This window comes from Streptococcus sp. HMSC10E12 (assembly GCF_001807855.1).
GTDB lineage: Bacteria > Bacillota > Bacilli > Lactobacillales > Streptococcaceae > Streptococcus > Streptococcus salivarius.
The window spans coordinates 33,655-52,695 of sequence record NZ_KV791075.1; the positions used below are offsets into that span (position 1 = coordinate 33,655).

The 19,041-nt window shown below is 40.6% G+C and carries 18 protein-coding genes; all 18 read left to right on the forward strand.

The window, feature by feature from the left end; all coding sequences use genetic code 11:
* Window position 1 precedes the first annotated feature (1 nt).
* Window positions 2-1,264, forward strand: a complete 1,263-nt coding sequence (gene sufD / locus HMPREF3112_RS00145) for a Fe-S cluster assembly protein SufD (RefSeq protein WP_048673972.1) — start codon at window positions 2-4, stop codon at window positions 1,262-1,264.
* A 53-nt stretch (window positions 1,265-1,317) separates the two neighbouring features.
* Complete coding sequence (locus HMPREF3112_RS00150) at window positions 1,318-2,550, forward strand: cysteine desulfurase (protein WP_070437414.1); 1,233 nt, start codon at window positions 1,318-1,320, stop codon at window positions 2,548-2,550.
* Window positions 2,537-2,968, forward strand: a complete 432-nt coding sequence (gene sufU / locus HMPREF3112_RS00155; protein WP_002883658.1) for a Fe-S cluster assembly sulfur transfer protein SufU — start codon at window positions 2,537-2,539, stop codon at window positions 2,966-2,968. The genes HMPREF3112_RS00150 and sufU overlap by 14 nt, the downstream gene beginning before the upstream one ends.
* 75 nt (window positions 2,969-3,043) lie before the next feature.
* Window positions 3,044-4,462: a Fe-S cluster assembly protein SufB gene (sufB, locus tag HMPREF3112_RS00160; protein ID WP_002883666.1), complete on the forward strand. Its 1,419-nt coding sequence runs from the start codon at window positions 3,044-3,046 to the stop codon at window positions 4,460-4,462.
* A 174-nt stretch (window positions 4,463-4,636) separates the two neighbouring features.
* On the forward strand, window positions 4,637-4,996 hold the full coding sequence (locus HMPREF3112_RS00165) for a hypothetical protein (protein WP_002886442.1): 360 nt from the start codon (window positions 4,637-4,639) through the stop codon (window positions 4,994-4,996).
* A 79-nt stretch (window positions 4,997-5,075) separates the two neighbouring features.
* Window positions 5,076-5,942, forward strand: a complete 867-nt coding sequence (hslO, locus tag HMPREF3112_RS00170) for an Hsp33 family molecular chaperone HslO (RefSeq protein ID WP_002883609.1) — start codon at window positions 5,076-5,078, stop codon at window positions 5,940-5,942.
* The gene (gene dusB, locus HMPREF3112_RS00175) at window positions 5,935-6,912 is read left to right on the forward strand and encodes a tRNA dihydrouridine synthase DusB (RefSeq protein WP_002883588.1); all 978 of its coding nucleotides are present in this window, start codon (window positions 5,935-5,937) and stop codon (window positions 6,910-6,912) included. The genes hslO and dusB overlap by 8 nt, the downstream gene beginning before the upstream one ends.
* Before the next feature lie 163 nt (window positions 6,913-7,075).
* Complete coding sequence (locus HMPREF3112_RS00180; protein WP_038675197.1) at window positions 7,076-7,519, forward strand: zinc-dependent MarR family transcriptional regulator; 444 nt, start codon at window positions 7,076-7,078, stop codon at window positions 7,517-7,519.
* A 1-nt stretch (window position 7,520) separates the two neighbouring features.
* Window positions 7,521-8,228 (forward strand): metal ABC transporter ATP-binding protein, encoded by a 708-nt coding sequence (locus HMPREF3112_RS00185; RefSeq protein WP_038675201.1) that lies wholly within the window; start codon window positions 7,521-7,523, stop codon window positions 8,226-8,228.
* A complete protein-coding gene (locus HMPREF3112_RS00190; RefSeq protein ID WP_038675203.1) occupies window positions 8,221-9,033 on the forward strand; it encodes a metal ABC transporter permease in 813 nt (270 codons plus the stop codon). Before HMPREF3112_RS00185 ends, HMPREF3112_RS00190 begins: the two co-directional genes overlap by 8 nt.
* A gap of 163 nt (window positions 9,034-9,196) precedes the next feature.
* Window positions 9,197-10,135, forward strand: a complete 939-nt coding sequence (locus HMPREF3112_RS00195; RefSeq protein ID WP_038675204.1) for an AEC family transporter — start codon at window positions 9,197-9,199, stop codon at window positions 10,133-10,135.
* 154 nt (window positions 10,136-10,289) lie between these two features.
* On the forward strand, window positions 10,290-12,476 hold the full coding sequence (locus HMPREF3112_RS00200) for a PTS transporter subunit IIBC (RefSeq protein WP_002883689.1): 2,187 nt from the start codon (window positions 10,290-10,292) through the stop codon (window positions 12,474-12,476).
* Window positions 12,477-12,573: 97 nt separating this feature from the next.
* Window positions 12,574-13,389, forward strand: coding sequence for an endonuclease/exonuclease/phosphatase family protein (locus HMPREF3112_RS00205; RefSeq protein ID WP_002886451.1), 816 nt, complete (start codon window positions 12,574-12,576; stop codon window positions 13,387-13,389).
* Between the two features lie 103 nt (window positions 13,390-13,492).
* Entirely contained in the window at window positions 13,493-14,842 is a 1,350-nt protein-coding gene (locus tag HMPREF3112_RS00210; RefSeq protein WP_002883580.1) for a glucose-6-phosphate isomerase, read from the forward strand.
* A 191-nt stretch (window positions 14,843-15,033) separates the two neighbouring features.
* Window positions 15,034-15,906, forward strand: coding sequence for a helix-turn-helix domain-containing protein (locus HMPREF3112_RS00215; RefSeq protein WP_070437417.1), 873 nt, complete (start codon window positions 15,034-15,036; stop codon window positions 15,904-15,906).
* 153 nt (window positions 15,907-16,059) lie between these two features.
* Window positions 16,060-17,637, forward strand: a complete 1,578-nt coding sequence (locus tag HMPREF3112_RS00220) for an ATP-binding cassette domain-containing protein (RefSeq protein ID WP_038675212.1) — start codon at window positions 16,060-16,062, stop codon at window positions 17,635-17,637.
* 155 nt (window positions 17,638-17,792) lie between these two features.
* On the forward strand, window positions 17,793-18,509 hold the full coding sequence (locus tag HMPREF3112_RS00225) for a YebC/PmpR family DNA-binding transcriptional regulator (protein WP_002883635.1): 717 nt from the start codon (window positions 17,793-17,795) through the stop codon (window positions 18,507-18,509).
* A gap of 125 nt (window positions 18,510-18,634) precedes the next feature.
* Complete coding sequence (locus HMPREF3112_RS00230) at window positions 18,635-18,973, forward strand: preprotein translocase subunit YajC (protein WP_002883701.1); 339 nt, start codon at window positions 18,635-18,637, stop codon at window positions 18,971-18,973.
* Window positions 18,974-19,041: the final 68 nt, after the last annotated feature.

Consider the following 19,041-nt stretch of genomic DNA (forward strand, 5'->3'; position numbering starts at 1 on the left):
TATGTCAAAAGAATCTATTATCGCTTTTTCACAAGCAAAAGCAGAGCCACTTTGGTTGCAAGACCTTCGTCAAGCATCCTTTGATAAGCTTGAAAGTTTGGCTCTTCCAAAAATCGAGCGTGTTAAATTCCACCGTTGGAATCTCGGTGATGGAACGATTACTGAAAATGAACCATCAGCAAATGTGCCTGATTTTACAGCGCTTGGAAACAACCCTAAATTGGTCCAAGTAGGAACAAATACTGTTCTTGAACAATTGCCAGCTGACTTGATTAGCCAAGGTGTGGTCTTCACAGACCTTACGACTGCTCTTGAGGAAATCCCAGAAGTCGTTGAAGCCTTCTTTGGTAAGGCTGTGGCCTACGATGAGGACAAATTGGCAGCTTATAACTATGCTTATTTCAATAGTGCAGCAGTCCTTTATGTACCAGATAATGTTGAAATTGACTTGCCAGTTGAAAGCTATTTTTACCAAGATGGAACTTCAAATGTTTCATTTAACAAACACGTTTTGATCGTGGCTGGTAAAAACAGTAAATTGACTTACCTTGAGCGTTTTGAAACGCTAGGTGAAGCGACTGAAAAAGCTAGTGCCAACATTTCTGTGGAAGTTATTGCTCAAGACGGTGCACAAGTCAAGTTTGCGGCTATTGACCGTTTGGGTGAAAACGTCACAACTTATATTAGTCGTCGTGGTCGTATCGGTCGTGATGCCAGCATTGACTGGGCTCTCGGGATCATGAACGAGGGCAATGTTATTGCTGACTTTGATAGTGACTTGATTGGCAATGGAAGTCATGCCAACCTTAAGGTTATTGGTCTTTCATCAGGTCGTCAGGTTCAAGGGATTGATACTCGTGTGACGAACTATGGTAACAACTCTGTGGGACATATCCTACAACATGGTGTTATTTTGGAACGTGGTACTTTGACTTTCAATGGTATTGGTCACATTGTCAAAGGTGCTAAGGGTGCTGACGCACAACAAGAAAGCCGTGTGCTTATGCTTTCTGACAAGGCACGTTCAGACGCCAACCCAATCCTCTTGATTGACGAAAATGAAGTTACAGCAGGACATGCTGCTTCAATCGGTCAGGTAGATCCAGAGGATATGTATTACCTCATGAGTCGTGGACTTGATCAAGACACTGCAGAACGTTTGGTTATTCGCGGTTTCTTAGGAGCAGTTATTACTGAAATTCCAGTTAAAGAAGTGCGCGATGAAATGATTTCTGTAACTGATACAAAACTAAACAAACGTTAGGAACTATCGACGCAGATAGTCTAACCTATGATATATCTAGATAGGGAGATAAGATGTCAGCTTTAGATGCCTATAAGATTCGACAAGATTTTGCCATTTTAGATCAGGTAGTTAATGATGAACCTTTGGTATACTTGGATAATGCAGCAACGACTCAGAAGCCTCAAGTAGTTTTGGACACTCTCATGGCCTACTATCATGAGGACAATGCCAATGTTCACCGTGGTGTGCACACTTTGGCTGAGCGTGCAACAGCTGCTTACGAAGCTAGTCGTGAAAAGCTTCGTCAGTTTATCAATGCTAAATCAACCAAAGAGATCCTCTTTACACGTGGAACGACAACTGGTCTTAACTGGGTTGGTCGTTTTGCAGAGCAGGTTCTTGAGCCAGGAGATGAGGTGGTTATTTCAATTATGGAACACCACTCGAATATCATTCCTTGGCAGGAAGCTTGTAAGAAGACCGGTGCTAAACTTGTTTATGCCTACTTGAAAGATGGCCAATTGGATATGGAAGATTTGGCTAATAAGATTACTGAAAAGACAAAATTTGTCAGTCTAGCTCAGGTCTCTAACGTTTTAGGCTGCATCAATCCTGTCAAAGAAATTGCCAAGCTTGCCCACCAAGTTGGTGCCTATATGGTGGTGGATGGTGCCCAATCGGCGCCTCACATGGCCATTGATGTTCAGGATTTGGATTGTGATTTCTTCACCCTTTCTGGCCATAAGATGTTAGGTCCAACAGGGATTGGGGTTCTTTATGGCAAGGAAGAGATTCTTAACCAGATGAATCCTATTGAATTCGGTGGTGAGATGATTGATTTTGTTTATGAACAAGAAGCCACTTGGAAGGAATTGCCTTGGAAATTTGAGGCTGGTACACCTAACATTGCGGGGGCTATTGCTCTTGGAGTTGCTGTAGACTACCTCTCTGCTTTAGGCATGGAAAATATTCATGCTTACGAGCAAGAGCTAGTAGACTATGTTTTGCCTAAGCTTCAGGCGATTGATGGTCTGACAGTCTACGGTCCAGAAGATCCTAGCCAGCATGCAGGTGTTATTGCCTTTAATATTGATGGGCTTCACCCTCATGATGTGGCGACAGCTCTTGATTATGAAGGAGTGGCGGTGCGTGCGGGTCACCACTGTGCTCAGCCTTTAATTAATCATTTAGGAATCTCATCAGCAGCCCGAGCAAGCTTCTATATTTACAATACCAAAGAGGATTGCGATAAGCTTGTAGAGGCAATTCTTGCGACGAAGGAGTTTTTCAATGGCACTCTCTAGACTAGATAGTTTATATATGGCTGTTGTGGCCGATCACTCTAAGAGCCCTCACCATCATGGTGTTCTACCTGATGTGGAGCAACTTCAACTAAATAATCCGACTTGTGGAGATGTTATCAATCTGTCAGTCAAATTTGATGGTGACGTGATTGAAGACATTGCCTTTGCTGGTGATGGTTGTACCATTTCTACAGCTTCATCAAGTATGATGACGGATGCGGTTATTGGTAAAACTAAGGCAGAGGCTTTGGAGCTAGCGGAGATTTTCTCTCTTATGATTCAAGGAGATCATAAAGATGAAGATAAGCTAGGCGAAGCCAAGCTTTTGGCGGGGGTTTCTAAATTTCCACAACGTATCAAATGTGCAACACTCTCTTGGAATGCCCTCAAAAAAGCCATAGAGAGAAGCGAGCTTTAGGAAGTCAAGGAGCAGTTAGTCTCCTTGACCAAGCAAAAAGGAAAACGAATCAAACCTTTAATAAAGGAAAATACTATGACTGAAACAAATGAAAAAGTAGAACCAAAACCCATTGATTTGGGGGAATATAAATACGGTTTCCATGACGATGTGACACCAGTCTTTTCAACAGGAAAAGGAATCAGCGAGGATGTGGTCCGTGCCATGTCTGCTGAAAAAGGGGAGCCTGAGTGGATGCTTGAATTCCGCTTGAAATCATTGGAAACCTTTAACAAAATGGCCATGCAAGAGTGGGGACCAGACCTTTCTGGTATTAACTTTGATGACTTGACATATTTCCAAAAAGCATCAGACAAACCTGCTCGTGACTGGGAAGACGTTCCTGAGAAAATCAAGGAAACTTTTGAACGTATTGGTATCCCAGAAGCAGAGCGTGCCTATCTTGCTGGAGCCTCAGCTCAGTATGAATCAGAAGTGGTTTACCACAACATGAAAGAAGAGTATGACAAGTTGGGTATTATCTTTACAGATACGGACTCAGCTCTTAAAGAGCATCCAGAGCTCTTCAAGAAGTACTTCTCAAAACTGGTTCCGCCAACAGACAATAAATTTGCGGCCCTTAATTCTGCCTTCTGGTCAGGTGGTACCTTTATTTATGTACCTAAAGGCGTCAAGGTGGATATTCCGCTTCAAACCTACTTCCGTATCAATAACGAAGCGACTGCCCAGTTTGAACGTACCCTTATCATCGTTGATGAAGGTGCCAGCGTTCACTATGTTGAAGGATGTACAGCGCCAACATACACAACGGCTAGCCTTCATGCAGCCATTGTTGAAATCTTTGCACTTGATGGTGCCTACATGCGCTACTCAACTATCCAAAACTGGTCAGATAGCGTCTACAACTTGGTAACTAAACGTGCTACCGCTAAGAAAAATGCGACTGTTGAGTGGATTGATGGTAACCTTGGGGCCGAAGTCACTATGAAGTACCCATCTGTTTACCTTGATGGAGAAGGTGCGCGTGGTACCATGCTTTCAATTGCCTTCGCCAATGCAGGTCAACACCAAGATACAGGGGCTAAGATGATTCACAATGCACCGCATACATCATCATCTATTGTTTCTAAATCAATCGCTCGTAACGGTGGTAAGGTTGACTACCGTGGACAAGTCACTTTCAACAAGGATTCTAAGAAATCGGTATCTCACATCGAATGTGATACCATCTTGATGGATGACTTGTCTAAATCAGACACTATCCCATTTAACGAAATCCATAACTCACAAGTTGCCCTTGAACACGAAGCTAAAGTTTCTAAGATTTCTGAAGAGCAACTCTACTACCTCATGAGTCGTGGACTTTCAGAACAAGAAGCAACAGAGATGATTGTTATGGGATTTGTGGAACCATTTACCAAAGAACTTCCAATGGAATATGCTGTTGAGCTTAACCGCTTGATTAGTTATGAAATGGAAGGATCAGTTGGGTAAAAACTCTGATAATTTAAAGGGACCAGATGGTCCTTTTTGTTTTGCTAGAAAAATCGAGCAATGAGCTCTAGATAACTGTTAGTAACAGAGAAATTGCAAAGTGTAGAAAGCGTTTACAATCGGTATTTAAAAAGATATAATAGATTTGAATAGCAAGTAATGGAGGGGACTAATATGGGAGTGTATAACAGTGACTGGCTACTCAATCAAATTCGAGGGACAGCTAATGTGGTCAGTAAGGCTTTTAAATTTGAGACTCTGGATATTGATTTAGGTCAGGTGGAGGACGAGCAAGGTCACACGATTGATGGCAATGACTACATTGACGACTTGTTAATCCATGAACAGTACGATCAGGCAACTACCTTCATTCATAGTCAACTCAAGCGTTTGACGACTAATGACTATAACCTCCTTGTCAGTGTCTATATGGAGTATTTGGAGAATTTGCCACCTGTAATAAGGCAGAAACACCATTTTGACGATAGAAAAATAGCAAGTTTGAGGGAAAAACTGTCCGAATTTTCATGGTAATTTGGTAGAGAGTGTGGAAGAGAAACGCCGAGCGTTTACGATTTTTCCACCCTCTTTTTTGTGTTATAATAGAATCACTATGGATAAATTAATTAAAACAATTTCAGAATCAGGTTCTTTCCGTGCTTATGTTCTTGATAGCACAGAAACTGTTAGAACCGCACAAGAAAAACACAATACATTGTCATCATCAACAGTTGCTTTGGGACGTACCCTTATTGCCAACCAAATCTTGGCTGCTAACCAAAAGGGTGAGAGCAAAATTACGGTTAAGGTTATCGGAAATAGCTCTTTTGGGCATATCATCTCTGTAGCTGATACCAAAGGACATGTTAAGGGCTACATCCAAAATCCAGGTGTGGACATCAAGAAAACAGCTACTGGTGAAGTTTTGGTGGGTCCTTTCATGGGACAAGGACAGTTTGTCTCAATCATCGATTATGGAACTGGTAATCCTTACACATCATCAACACCACTTATTTCTGGTGAAATTGGTGAAGACTTTGCCTACTATTTGACAGAATCTGAGCAAACGCCATCTGCTGTTGGTCTTAATGTACTTCTTGACGAAGAGGACAAGGTCAAGGTTGCTGGTGGTTTCATGCTTCAGGTCTTGCCAGGAGCTAGCGAGGAAGAAATCGCTCGTTACGAAAAACGCATCCAAGAGATGCCAGCCATTTCAACGCTTTTGGAGTCTGATGACCATATCGAAGCCCTCTTGAATGCCATTTATGGGGATGAACCTTTCAAACGTTTGTCTGAAGAGGAGCTTAGTTTTGAGTGTGATTGCTCACGTGAACGTTTTGAAAATGCCCTCTTGACGCTTGGTAAGGATGAACTTCAAGCCATGAAAGACGAGGACCATGGGGCTGAAATCGTCTGTCAATTCTGCCAAACAAAGTATGAATTTTCAGAAGCTGACTTGGAGGAACTCATCAATGACTAAACTTAATTCGTCCTTCATGATTGGAAACGTGGAGATTCCTCATCGTACAGTACTAGCTCCTATGGCAGGTGTGACTAACTCGGCTTTCCGTACTATTGCCAAGGAATTTGGTGCAGGTCTCGTGGTTATGGAGATGATCTCTGAAAAAGGGCTCCTATATAATAATGAGAAGACCCTTCACATGCTTCATATCGATGAGAATGAGCATCCAATGTCTATCCAGCTTTTCGGTGGTGATGCTGAGGGCTTGAAGCGTGCAGCGGACTTTATCCAGACTAATACCAAGGCTGATATCGTTGATATCAACATGGGTTGTCCAGTCAATAAGGTCGTCAAAAATGAAGCGGGTGCCAAGTGGCTCAAGGATCCAGACAAGATTTACCACATCGTCAAGGAAGTAACATCAGTACTTGATATTCCTTTGACTGTTAAGATGCGTACAGGTTGGTCAGACAGTGATTTGGCTGTGGAAAATGCTCTTGCGGCTGAGTCTGCAGGTGTTTCTGCCCTTGCTATGCACGGTCGTACTCGTGAGCAGATGTACACAGGTCACTGTGATCACGAGACTTTGGCCCGTGTTGCTAAGGCTATCACTAAGATTCCATTTATCGGAAATGGTGATGTTCGTAGCGTTCAAGATGCCAAACTCATGATTGAAGAACTTGGTGTAGACGCCGTTATGGTGGGTCGTGCAGCTATGAACAATCCTTACATCTTCACGCAAATCAACCACTTCTTTGAAACGGGAGAGGAGTTGCCAGAGCTTCCATTTGATAAGAAATTGGACATCGCTGAAGACCACCTCAAACGTTTGGTAGACCTTAAAGGTGAAAAGATTGCTGTTCGTGAATTCCGCGGTCTTGCACCACACTATCTTCGTGGAACAGCCGGAGCAGCCAAGGTTCGTGGAGAAGTCTCACGTGCCGAGTCTGTGGCTCAGGTCGAAGAAATCTTTGCAACTTTACGATAAATCTATATATGATAAAAACTTAACCAGCTTGGTTAGGTTTTTATTTTACCCTTATTCTTCCTTGATAGTGATGATAGCCCATCACCAATCTTTTTCTTGGTCCTCCCTTGCAAAACCTTGGTATTTTCGATATAATTAACTGGTTAAGTAAATGGAGAAAGCAATGCTAGAACTAGAAGAACAAGTAAATCAATTGATTAATCAGATTTTGCTCAAGGCTGAAAATCAGCATGAGCTCCTCATTGGTCAGTGCCGTAGTCAGGTTAAGTTGACCAATACTCAGGAGCATATTCTCATGCTTTTGTCTGAGGGACGAAAGACCAATTCTGAGTTGGCTAAGACCCTCAATGTTAGCCAGGCTGCTGTTACCAAGGCAGTTAAAACCTTGGTCAAAGAGGGCATGTTGGAGGCTAAGAAAGATAAGGATGATGGGCGCGTGACCTACTTTGTCTTGACACAAGAAGCTCAACCCATAGCCCAAGAGCATGAGGAACACCACCAAGAGACCTTGGGGGTCTATCGGTCTGTATTGGATCAGTTCGATAATCAAGAGCGTCAGGTGATTGGACGTTTCTTGACAAAATTAGCAGAAAAAATCGAGGATTAAGATGCGCTATATTACAGTTGAAGGACTGAGCTTCCAGTATGATTCGGAGCCTGTTCTGGACAATATTCACTATCATTTGGATTCTGGGGAGTTTGTGACCCTAACTGGGGAAAATGGAGCTGCCAAGTCAACGCTTATTAAGGCTACCCTAGGAATTCTCAAGCCTAAGAAGGGAACTGTAACCATCTCTGAAACCAATAAAGATGGTAAAAAGCTTCGCATGGCCTATCTTCCACAGCAGATTGCCAGCTTTAATGCAGGTTTTCCAAGCACGGTCTACGAGTTTGTTAAGTCTGGCCGTTATCCTCGCCAGGGCTGGTTCCGTCGTTTGACTAAGCACGACTTGGAGCATGTTCAACGTGCCCTTGAGTCTGTAGGAATGTGGGAAAATCGTCACAAGCAAATTGGTCATCTCTCAGGTGGGCAAAAGCAACGTGCCGTTATTGCTCGTATTTTTGCCTCGGATCCAGATATCTTTGTCTTGGATGAGCCAACGACGGGTATGGATGCAGGAACAGCCAATACTTTCTATGAACTCATGCACCACTCGGCTCACAAGCATGGCAAGTCTGTCTTGATGATTACCCACGATCCAGAGGAAGTCAAGGAGTACACAGACCGTAATATTCATCTAGTTCGTAACCAGAAATTGCCTTGGCGTTGTTTCAATGTCCATGAAAAGGATGGAGAGGAGCACAAACATGATTAGTGAATTATTAGCCTATGATTTTATGCAACGTGCTATTCTCGCCGTGATTGCTATCAGTATCTTTTCGCCAATTTTGGGGCTTTTCTTAATTCTTCGTCGTCAGAGTCTGATGAGCGATACCTTGAGTCACGTGTCCCTAGCTGGGGTGGCTGTTGGGATTTTCTTGGGACTATCAACCACTTGGATGACCCTTGTGGTTGTGGTTATTGCTGCTTTGGTTTTAGAATATCTCAGGGTTAGTTACAAGCATTATATGGAGATTTCAACGGCTATCCTCATGTCAATGGGATTGGCAGTGGCTCTTATTCTTAGTAACAAGGCAGGTAGCAGTAGCATGAGTCTAGATAGCTATCTTTTCGGTTCTATCATCACGATTAGCCCAGAGCAAGTGCGTGCCCTCTTTGTTATTGCGGCTATTATACTGGTCTTGACTCTACTCTTTATTCGTCCTATGTATCTTTTGACCTTTGATGAGGACACTGCTCATGTAGATGGCTTGCCAGTTCGTCTCATGTCTCTCCTCTTCAATATTGTGACAGGGATAGCGATTGCCCTGATGATTCCAGCAGCAGGATCACTTTTGGTTTCCACCATCATGATTCTTCCAGCAGCTATTGGTATGAAAATAGGTCAAACCTTTAAATCTGTCATTTTCTGGGCTATTGGTATTGGTTTGGTTGGCATGCTCTCTGGTATTTTTATTTCCTATTATTGGGAAACACCAGCTAGTGCAACTATTACCCTCATCTTCATCGCCTTCTTTGGTCTGGTATCCATCTTTGAACCTCTCTTAAAAGCAGAGTAAATAATAGAAGAAAAGGGCTTGAGAAATCAAGCTCTTTTTGTGATATACTAAAGTGGTTTTTGAGAGAAGTTAAAATAAGAATGGTAGATTTCTAGGCAGAAAAAATGATTAGTTTTTTCTGGTGTCTACTATTATTTGTAACAGTAACAAAAAAGGAGAAAACATGGAAATCTTTTTAACGAGTATATCGGGAATCCTAGTCATCTTAGGTATGATTTTAGTGGGATTCGTTATGGGCGAAAAAGGCTGGTTTGACGACAAGTCACGTGGTCTTATAGCGAAGCTAGTCACTCAAATTGCCCTGCCTTGTTACATGCTCTATACGATCACACAGCGTTTCACAGCGACAGACCTACTTAAAATGTTGCCAGAATTGCGTTTTCCTGCACTGTCTATGGTGATTTTGCTTGGCATTGCGACAGCGGTGGCTAGCATTTTTGCAGTGAAAAAGGAGCGTCGTGGCCTCTTTATTTCCATGTTTTTTAATTCGAATACTATTTTTGTGGGGCTCCCTATCAATCAAGCCCTCTTTGGCGATGCTAGTATTCCCTATGTTCTTATCTATTATATGTGCAATACGACCTTTTTCTGGACCTTGGGAACTTACCTTATTCAGCGAGATGGGGAAGGAGAGGCAGAATTTGATTTAAAAACAAGTCTGAAAAAGATCTTCTCTCCCCCTCTAATGGGTTTCATGTTAGGTCTTATTATTGTTATCCTTCATATTAAATTACCAACTTTTTTAGCCAGTGACTTGAAGTATTTGGGTAGTTTGACGACTCCTTTATCTATGATTTTCATCGGTTTGTCAGTGTCAAATGCAGGTGTGAAGCAGTTGGTTCTTAAAAAGGACCAGGTATTGATTTTGTTGGGACGCTTTGTAGTTGCCCCTCTCTTGATGGCTGCCATTGTTTACTGGGCACCTCTCCCAACTTTGATGAAACAAGTTTTTATCATCCAGTCTGCCATGCCTGTCATGACCAATGCTCCAGTAGTTGCTAAACTCTATGGAGCTGATAGTGATTACGCAGCTGTTATGGTTACTGAGACTACCCTTGCAACTATGGTTGTTATCCCAATTTTGATGGTTTTGATGGCTTAAAAATAATCAAGTAACCCCTGTTTTTCTGGGGGTTTTTAAATTTGTAAAAAAATTCAAAAAAAGTTTACGAAAACGCTTTACAAATCGTAAAAAGATGCTATAATAATTACATAAGTTATGCAAGCGTTTGCATCGAAACATAGGAGGAAATGAAATGAATAAGCTAAAAGAAAAATTTGGCTTTGAGTTCTGGCAAAAATTCGGTAAAGCCCTCATGGTTGTTATCGCAGTTATGCCAGCAGCAGGTCTCATGATTTCTCTCGGTAAAACAGTTGCCATGATTAATCCAAACGTGGCACCACTCGTTATTACTGGTGGATTTCTTGAGCAGATTGGTTGGGGGGTTATTGGTAACCTTCACATCTTGTTCGCCCTTGCCATTGGTGGTAGCTGGGCTAAGGAACGTGCAGGCGGTGCCTTTGCGGCAGGTCTTGCCTTTATCTTGATTAACCGTTTGACTGGTTCAATCTTTGGTGTTACTTCAGATATTCTTGCTGATAAGGCTGCTACAGTCCACACCGTTTTTGGTCAATCAATCAAGGTATCTGATTACTTCATCAGTGTTTTGGAAGCTCCAGCCCTCAACATGGGTGTGTTCGTAGGTATCATCTCTGGTTTCATCGGAGCTACTGCCTTCAACAAATACTATAACTTCCGTAAATTGCCAGAAGCTTTATCATTCTTCAATGGTAAACGTTTCGTACCATTCGTAGTTATTCTTCGTTCAGCTATCGCAGCTATCGTTCTTGCTATCGTATGGCCAGTTATCCAATCAGGAATCAACGGCTTCGGTATGTGGATTGCCAACTCAAAAGAAACTGCTCCAATCTTGGCACCGTTCTTGTTCGGTACTTTGGAACGTCTTCTCTTGCCATTTGGTCTCCACCACATGTTGACTATCCCAATTAACTACACTCAATTGGGTGGTACTTATGAAGTTTTGACAGGTGCTGCTAAAGGGACTGAAGTATTGGGTCAAGACCCACTCTGGCTTGCTTGGGTTACTGACCTTGCAAACCTTAAAGGTGCACACCCAGAACAATACAAACACGTTCTTGAATCTGTTACACCAGCCCGCTTTAAAGTTGGACAAATGATTGGTTCATTCGGTATCTTGATGGGTATCGTAGTAGCCATCTACCGTAACGTCGATGATGATAAAAAACATCAATACAAAGGGATGTTGACTGCAACTGCACTTGCAACATTCTTGACAGGGGTAACAGAGCCAATCGAGTACATGTTCATGTTCGTGGCTACTCCACTTTACATTGTTTATGCTTTGGTACAAGGATGTGCCTTTGCCATGGCTGATATCGTTAACCTTCGTGTTCACTCATTCGGTTCTATCGAGTTCTTGACACGTACACCACTTGCTATTAACGCTGGTTTGGCGATGGATATCGTTAACTTCATTTGGGTAACTGTACTCTTTGGTGTTATCATGTTCTTCATCGCAAACTTCATGATTAAGAAATTTGACTACGCTACACCAGGACGTAACGGTAACTATGAGCAAGCTGATGATGCTTCATCAGAATCTGCTGGCTCAGCAAGTGCTGGAACAAGCTCAGCAAGCTCACAAGTTATCAACATTATCAACCTTCTTGGTGGACGTGCTAACATCGTCGATGTTGACGCATGTATGACTCGTCTCCGTGTTACTGTTAAAGACGCTGAAAAAGTCGGAACTGAAGAACAATGGAAAGCTGAAGGAGCTATGGGTCTTGTCATGAAAGGACAAGGGGTTCAAGCTATCTATGGTCCTAAAGCAGACGTATTGAAATCTGATATCCAAGACGTTCTTGATTCAGGTGAAGTTATTCCTGAAACACTTCCAAGTCAAATGACTGCTGTTCAAAAAGCAGAAGCTACCTTCAAAGGTGTGACTGATGAAGTGCATTCAGTTGCTGATGGTCAAGTTATCAACATCGAAGATGTTAAAGACCCAGTATTCTCACAAAAAATGATGGGTGACGGCTTCGCTGTAGAACCAGAAAACGGTAAAATCGTTTCACCAGTAGCTGGTAAAGTGACAAGCATCTTCCCAACTAAACACGCTCTTGGTTTGGTAACAGACAATGGTCTTGAAGTTTTGGTTCACATCGGACTTGACACTGTTAGTCTTGAAGGTAAACCATTCGACGTTAAAGTTACTGAAGGTCAAACAGTTGCTGCAGGTGATCTTTTGGTTGAAGCAAACCTTGATGCTATCCGTGAAGCAGGTCGTGAAACATCTACAGTTGTTGTCTTTACAAATGCAGATGCAATCAAATCAGTTAAAGTAGAACATACAGGTAAATTGGCTGCTAACGCTCCAGTTGCAGAAGTAGAACTTTAATTTGCTAAACGATAAACAAGCAGACAGCCCTTGGGCTGTTTTGTTTGTAAATGACCCTATGTCATTTCTAGATGCAAGTCAGAAGAGGGATAAACTTATGAAATTTCTAACTTTAAATACTCACAGTTGGATGGAAGAAGATGCTGAAGGAAAATTCCAAACCTTAAAGGAACAGATCCTAAAGGCTCAGTATGATATTATTTGCTTCCAGGAAGTTAACCAAGAAATAGAGACTTCTGTTGTAGACACGGATGCTTACTATCATGCACTTCCATCAGCAACACCAATCCACCAAGATCACTTTGTCCGTCTTCTTGTGGAAAAGTTAGCTGAAGAAGGGCTTCAATACCATTGGACTTGGGCCTACAATCACATTGGTTATGATCACCTTAATGAGGGGGTTGCCGTCTTGTCACGTCAACCATTGACAGCGAGCGAAATCTTGGTTTCAGATGTTGATGATCCAACTGACTACCATACACGCCGTGTAGCAGTTGCTGAAACTACTGTAGATGGCCGAGAAGTTGCTGTTGCTAGTGTTCACCTTTCATGGTGGGACAAAGGTTTCCAAGAAGAGTGGGCACGTATTGAGGAACGTTTCAAAGCTATTGGGAAACCGCTCATCCTAGCAGGTGACTTTAATAACCCAGCAGGTCGCGAAGGGCATCAAGCCATCTTGGCTAGCTCGCTCAATCTTCAAGATAGTTTTGAAGTAGCTAAAGAAACAACTGGTAGCTATACAGTTGGACCAGGTATCGATGGCTGGAAGGGCAATGAAGAGCCTTTACGTATCGATTATGTCTTTGCTAGCCAAGATTGGACAGTAGAGCGCCTTAGTGTGATTTTTGACGGCAATAATCAACCTTTGGTAAGTGACCACTACGGTCTTGAAGCAGAATTAACATTTAAGTAGAAACTGTATCCTATTATGACCTAATAAGGGTAAAAAACATTGTCAAAAGACAAATAAAAGAGTAAACTAGAAGCTATAATTGAATTTTTATAAGGAGAGACTAATGGCTCATATTACATTTGATTATTCAAAAGTTTTGGATAAATTTGTAGCACCACACGAAGTGGACAACCTTCAAGCACAAGTAACAGTAGCAGACGAAATGATTCGCAAAGGAACTGGCCCAGGGGCAGACTTCCTTGGATGGCGTGACCTTCCAGAAAACTACGATCGTGAAGAATTTGATCGTATCTTGAAAGCTGCTGAAAAAATCAAAGAAGAAAGCGATGTTTTGGTTGTTATCGGTATCGGTGGTTCTTACCTTGGTGCCAAAGCAGCCATTGACTTCTTGAATCATCACTTTGCTAACCTTCAAACAAAAGAAGAACGCAAAGCACCACAAATCGTTTACGCTGGTAACTCAATTTCATCAACTTATCTTGCAGACTTGCTTGAGTATGTTGAAGATAAAGACTTCTCAGTTAACGTTATCTCTAAATCAGGTACAACAACTGAACCAGCTATCGCTTTCCGTGTTTTCAAGGAACTCCTTGTTAAGAAATACGGTCAAGAAGAAGCAAACAAACGTATCTACGCAACAACTGACCGCCAAAAAGGTGCAGTTAAAGTTGAAGCAGATGCTAATGGTTGGGAAACTTTCGTTGTTCCAGATGACATCGGTGGACGTTTCTCAGTATTGACAGCTGTAGGTCTCTTGCCAATCGCAGCTTCAGGTGCTGATATCAAAGCCCTTATGGAAGGTGCTAACGCTGCACGTAAAGAGTATTCTTCATCTAAAATCTCTGAAAACGAAGCTTACCAATACGCTGCACTTCGTAACATCCTTTACCGTAAAGGTTACACAACTGAAATCTTGGCTAACTACGAACCATCACTTCAATACTTCTCAGAATGGTGGAAACAATTGGCTGGTGAATCTGAAGGTAAAGACCAAAGAGGTATCTACCCAACATCAGCAAACTTCTCAACAGACTTGCACTCTCTTGGACAATTTATCCAAGAAGGTACACGTAACCTCTTTGAGACAGTTGTTCGTGTGGAAAAACCACGTAAGAACGTGATTATTCCTGAATTGGAAGAAGACCTTGATGGACTTGGTTACCTCCAAGGTAAAGATGTTGACTTTGTTAACAAAAAAGCAACAGACGGTGTTCTTCTTGCTCACACAGATGGTGATGTGCCAAACATGTTCATCACTCTTCCTGAACAAGATGCCTTTACATTGGGGTACATCATCTACTTCTTTGAAATTGCTATCGCCCTTTCAGGTTACTTGAATGCTATCAACCCATTCGACCAACCAGGTGTAGAAGCATACAAGAAAAACATGTTCGCCCTTCTTGGTAAACCAGGATTTGAAGAACTTGGAGCAGAACTTAACGCTCGCTTGTAATTCTCAGATAAGATCAGCTTTGGCTGGTCTTTTTTTATCCATTTGTAGGCTAAACCCTCCATTAATGATTTCTTGTAGGATAATTTACGAATTTTTAGTTTAAATATTTTGGACTGGCTAGTTGGGTTTTGTGGCTCTTTAATTTAGAAATGATTGTTGCTATAATTAGTTCAAGTATAGGAGGATGAATCATGATTGGACCTGTGGAAATGGGTGCTTTGTTGAAAAAAATTCGTTTATCAAAGAATTTGACATTGAAAGAACTTGCTAGTGATTATTTATCAGTATCTTTCCTATCAAAATTTGAACGTGGAGAATCTGATATCTCATTATCTAGATTTTTTCTTTTGTTAGATAAATTGGATGTTAGTATTGAAGAGTTCTATGGTATTTTATCTCAAGATAATCCAACTCATACTGAAAAGTTATTAGAAAGTGCTAGTAAGGCTTATTATCAAAACGATAGTTTATCGTTACAGAAGTACGCTGGAGAAGAGCGTCATAAATTTGAGCTCACACAAGACAAATCATTTCTCTATAACAGTATTATGCTAGAATCTTTTTTGGCAAGTGTTTCAAATAAAGAGGTTGATGAAAATAAGGTAAGGGAATTAACAGACTATCTTTTTAGTATTGAACAATGGGGAAAAAGAGAGTTGATCATACTAGGAAATAGTATGTCGTTTATTTCCACCCAGACACTTAATGTTTTGACCAAGGAGATTGTGTATAGAACTAGACTTTTTGGAAATAGCGACTCAAATCAAAGAATCCGAATTAGTCTTCTTATTAATGCAGCTTCTGAATTTTTACGACGTGATGAATTAGATTTAGCGAAATACTATTTAGATTTAGTCAATGATAGTGGAATTCCTGAGGTCCTCTTATATGAAAGACATGAGTTGATATTTGTAATGGGGTCTTACTTGATAAAGTCGGGTGAAGTTGCTGAAGGGAGAAATCTAATTGAGGGGTGTTTAGAAACTCTTAGGACTTTAGGTGCGGAAAAGTTATTGCTTGCTAAGGAATCAGAGTATCAAGAGTTGTTAAATTCTACTATATGACAATTTTATAGAGTGAGTTAAAAAATAGAATAAACTAAGACCATAGTACGACATCACTATGGTTTTTAATTTTCAATGGATATATGGTATTCCAATGTCTTCAATTTATCCAACTGATTATATACCAAAGTGATTTAGATTGTGAGGAAATCTATGAGAACCTATATTCTTAAATACAAGTATGACAATTTAGTTCATATCTTACTGTTAGCACTGAATGCTGCTATTTTTGTGAGTGCCTCGGTAACCTTAGCTTTAATGACGAATCAGCTGGTATCTAAGCGAATCCAATCTTTTTTAGCTCTGTTAGGTCTAGAGGTAGGTCTTTACATTATTTATTTAGTTTTGAATTATATTATTGCGGTACATCAAACAAAATTAATCCAAAAAATGACTTTGTCTATTCGTCAGTCTTATCTTAGTAAAATTATTCACCATTCTTTTAGTGAATTCAGAAAGAGTGATATTGGAGAGCATCTCTCAGTATTAAATAATGATATCCAATTGATTGAATCAAATGGTTTTACAAGTATTTATACTCTTTGTTCAACAGTATTCACCACTTTGTTTTCAATTATTGCCTTATTAAGTTATGATGTAAGGATTGTTCTTCTAGCCATTTTTTTGACTTTATGTCTGACTTATCTTCCCAAACCATTTACCAATAAAATGCAGAAATCAATGGAGATATTTTCCAAAGCGAATGAGGAGCTTGTTTCTGGAATAAGCGATCAGTTGTATGGATATGCGGATGTTTATTACGCCAGTCGTAAACAGATATTTCTTAGACAAGTGAGGTCCATTGTTGAGAAATATATTGTACAAAAAATTATTTTTACAAAAAGAAAGACTAGCACTGAGACGCTGATGGCTTTATTTTCAGTTATCGCCCAGATGTTGATACTTCTTCTAACTGGTTTGTTAATTATTTTTGGAAATATTACTGTTGGAACCATTGCCTCGGTAGGACAGATATCAGGTAATATTTTTAACTCTCTATCCACTATTAATCAGCTGCAAGTGACCATTAAGTCTGTCGATCCTATCTTAAGAAAATTTCACGATTTTCCAGAGGGTCCAAAGACTTGCATAGCGACTATTCAGGATGTTCGCTTTGAGAATGTAAGTTATCATTTTGGAGATAAGGCTATTTTTGAGGGATTCACCCAAACCTTTAAAAAAGGAGGCAAGTATGCTATTACTGGATGCTCAGGTAGTGGGAAGTCAACCCTGCTTAATATATTCCTAGGTAATCTTAAAGATTACGAGGGAAAAATCTTGTTTGGAAAATTGGAGTCAAAAGAGATTGATGAGAACTCAATCGTGTCTGAATGTGCCTATGTTGGGAGTCAAACTCATATCTATAATGATACCTTGAGGAACAATCTAACCCTTTGGAATGAAGCTATTACTGATACACAAATCAAGAAAGTTCTTGAAAGAGTTAATCTTTTATCTTTCTTAAACCGTATAGATGAGCAAGTAAGCGACGGTAGCTTTTCGGAGGGCCAAAAACAAAGAATAGGCCTGATAAGAGCATTTTTAAAAGGATGTTCTGTTGTGATTTTTGATGAAGCTACTGCAAATCTTGACCACAATAATGCTACTCGTATTGAGCACCTATTATTAAGTGATCCTAATATCACTTATATCACGGTTACCCACCATCTTATAAAGGAAAATGAACCATATTTTGATAAGATTATTCGTTTGGGAGAGGGGACTGAGTAAATGTTTCATATGATAAATGCTTAGGATTTATTTCAATTTTACTAACGGCAGTCAAAGTGCTATAATGTAAGGGATTGTGAATTTAGCAAGCTTTGCTATTTTCAAAAAAGAAAAAACAAATCAGAGATACAAATCTCTTAGAAGAGGTGAATCCCATGGGACGTAAATGGGCTAATATCGTTGCTAAGAAAACTGCTAAAGATGGTGCAAACTCTAAGGTTTACGCTAAGTTTGGTGTTGAGATCTATGTAGCTGCTAAACAAGGTGAACCAGATCCAGAATCAAACTCAGCTTTGAAATTTGTTTTGGAGCGTGCTAAACAAGCGCAAGTGCCAAAACACGTTATTGATAAGGCCATTGATAAGGCTAAAGGTAACACTGATGAAACTTTCGTTGAAGGACGTTATGAAGGTTTTGGACCAAATGGTTCTATGATTATCGTAGATACTTTGACTTCAAACGTTAACCGTACAGCTGCTAACGTACGTACTGCCTTTGGTAAAAATGGTGGTAACATGGGTGCTTCAGGTTCTGTTTCATACATGTTTGATAAAAAAGGTGTTATCGTTTTTGCAGGTGAAGATGCAGACGCAATCTTTGAACAATTGCTTGAAGCAGATGTAGAAGTTGAAGATGTAGAAGCAGAAGATGGTACTATCACTGTTTATACTGAGCCAACAGATCTTCACAAAGCTTTGGAAGCTCTCCGTGCTAACGGACAAGAAGAGTTCCAAGTGACTGAACTTGAAATGATTCCACAAACTGAGGTTACTCTTGAAGGTGAAGACCTTGAAGTTTTCGAAGGACTTATTGATGCTCTTGAAGCAGACGATGATGTTCAAAAGGTATATCACAACGTAGCAGATATGTAGTCTCATTCAGCACTTTCCGTTATAAGGAAAGTGTTTTTATGTGGTCTGTCTAAGGATTTGTCTTGCTTGTCCTGACTTAATCTGATATAGTAGTAGCCAAGTGAATTATTGGAGGAATACGAAATATGAATATGATGCTAGTTTTGGCCATTTATGTGGTCGCAATTGTTGCTTATGTGGCTTTCAGCCGTCGTCGCCAAGCAAAGGCACAGGAAGATCGTTTTGCAGGTCTTGCTAAGGGTGCTGAGGTTGAAACAATCGGTGGTTTGATTGCTATTGTCGATGAGATTGACAAAGAAAATAACCGTATTGTTTTGGATGCAGAAGGTGTTTTCTTGACCTTTGATTTGAGTCGTTCAATCATGAAAGTAATCACACCAGCACCAACTACAGAAACAGCAGAAACAACTAAAAAGACAATTATCGAAGAAGATTCAGCAATTGAGTCTGCTGATGAAAACTAAGATGTGTATTTGAGACTAGGTTAAATCCTGGTCTTTTTGCGTTTTCTAATCTTATCGGTATTAAAAGC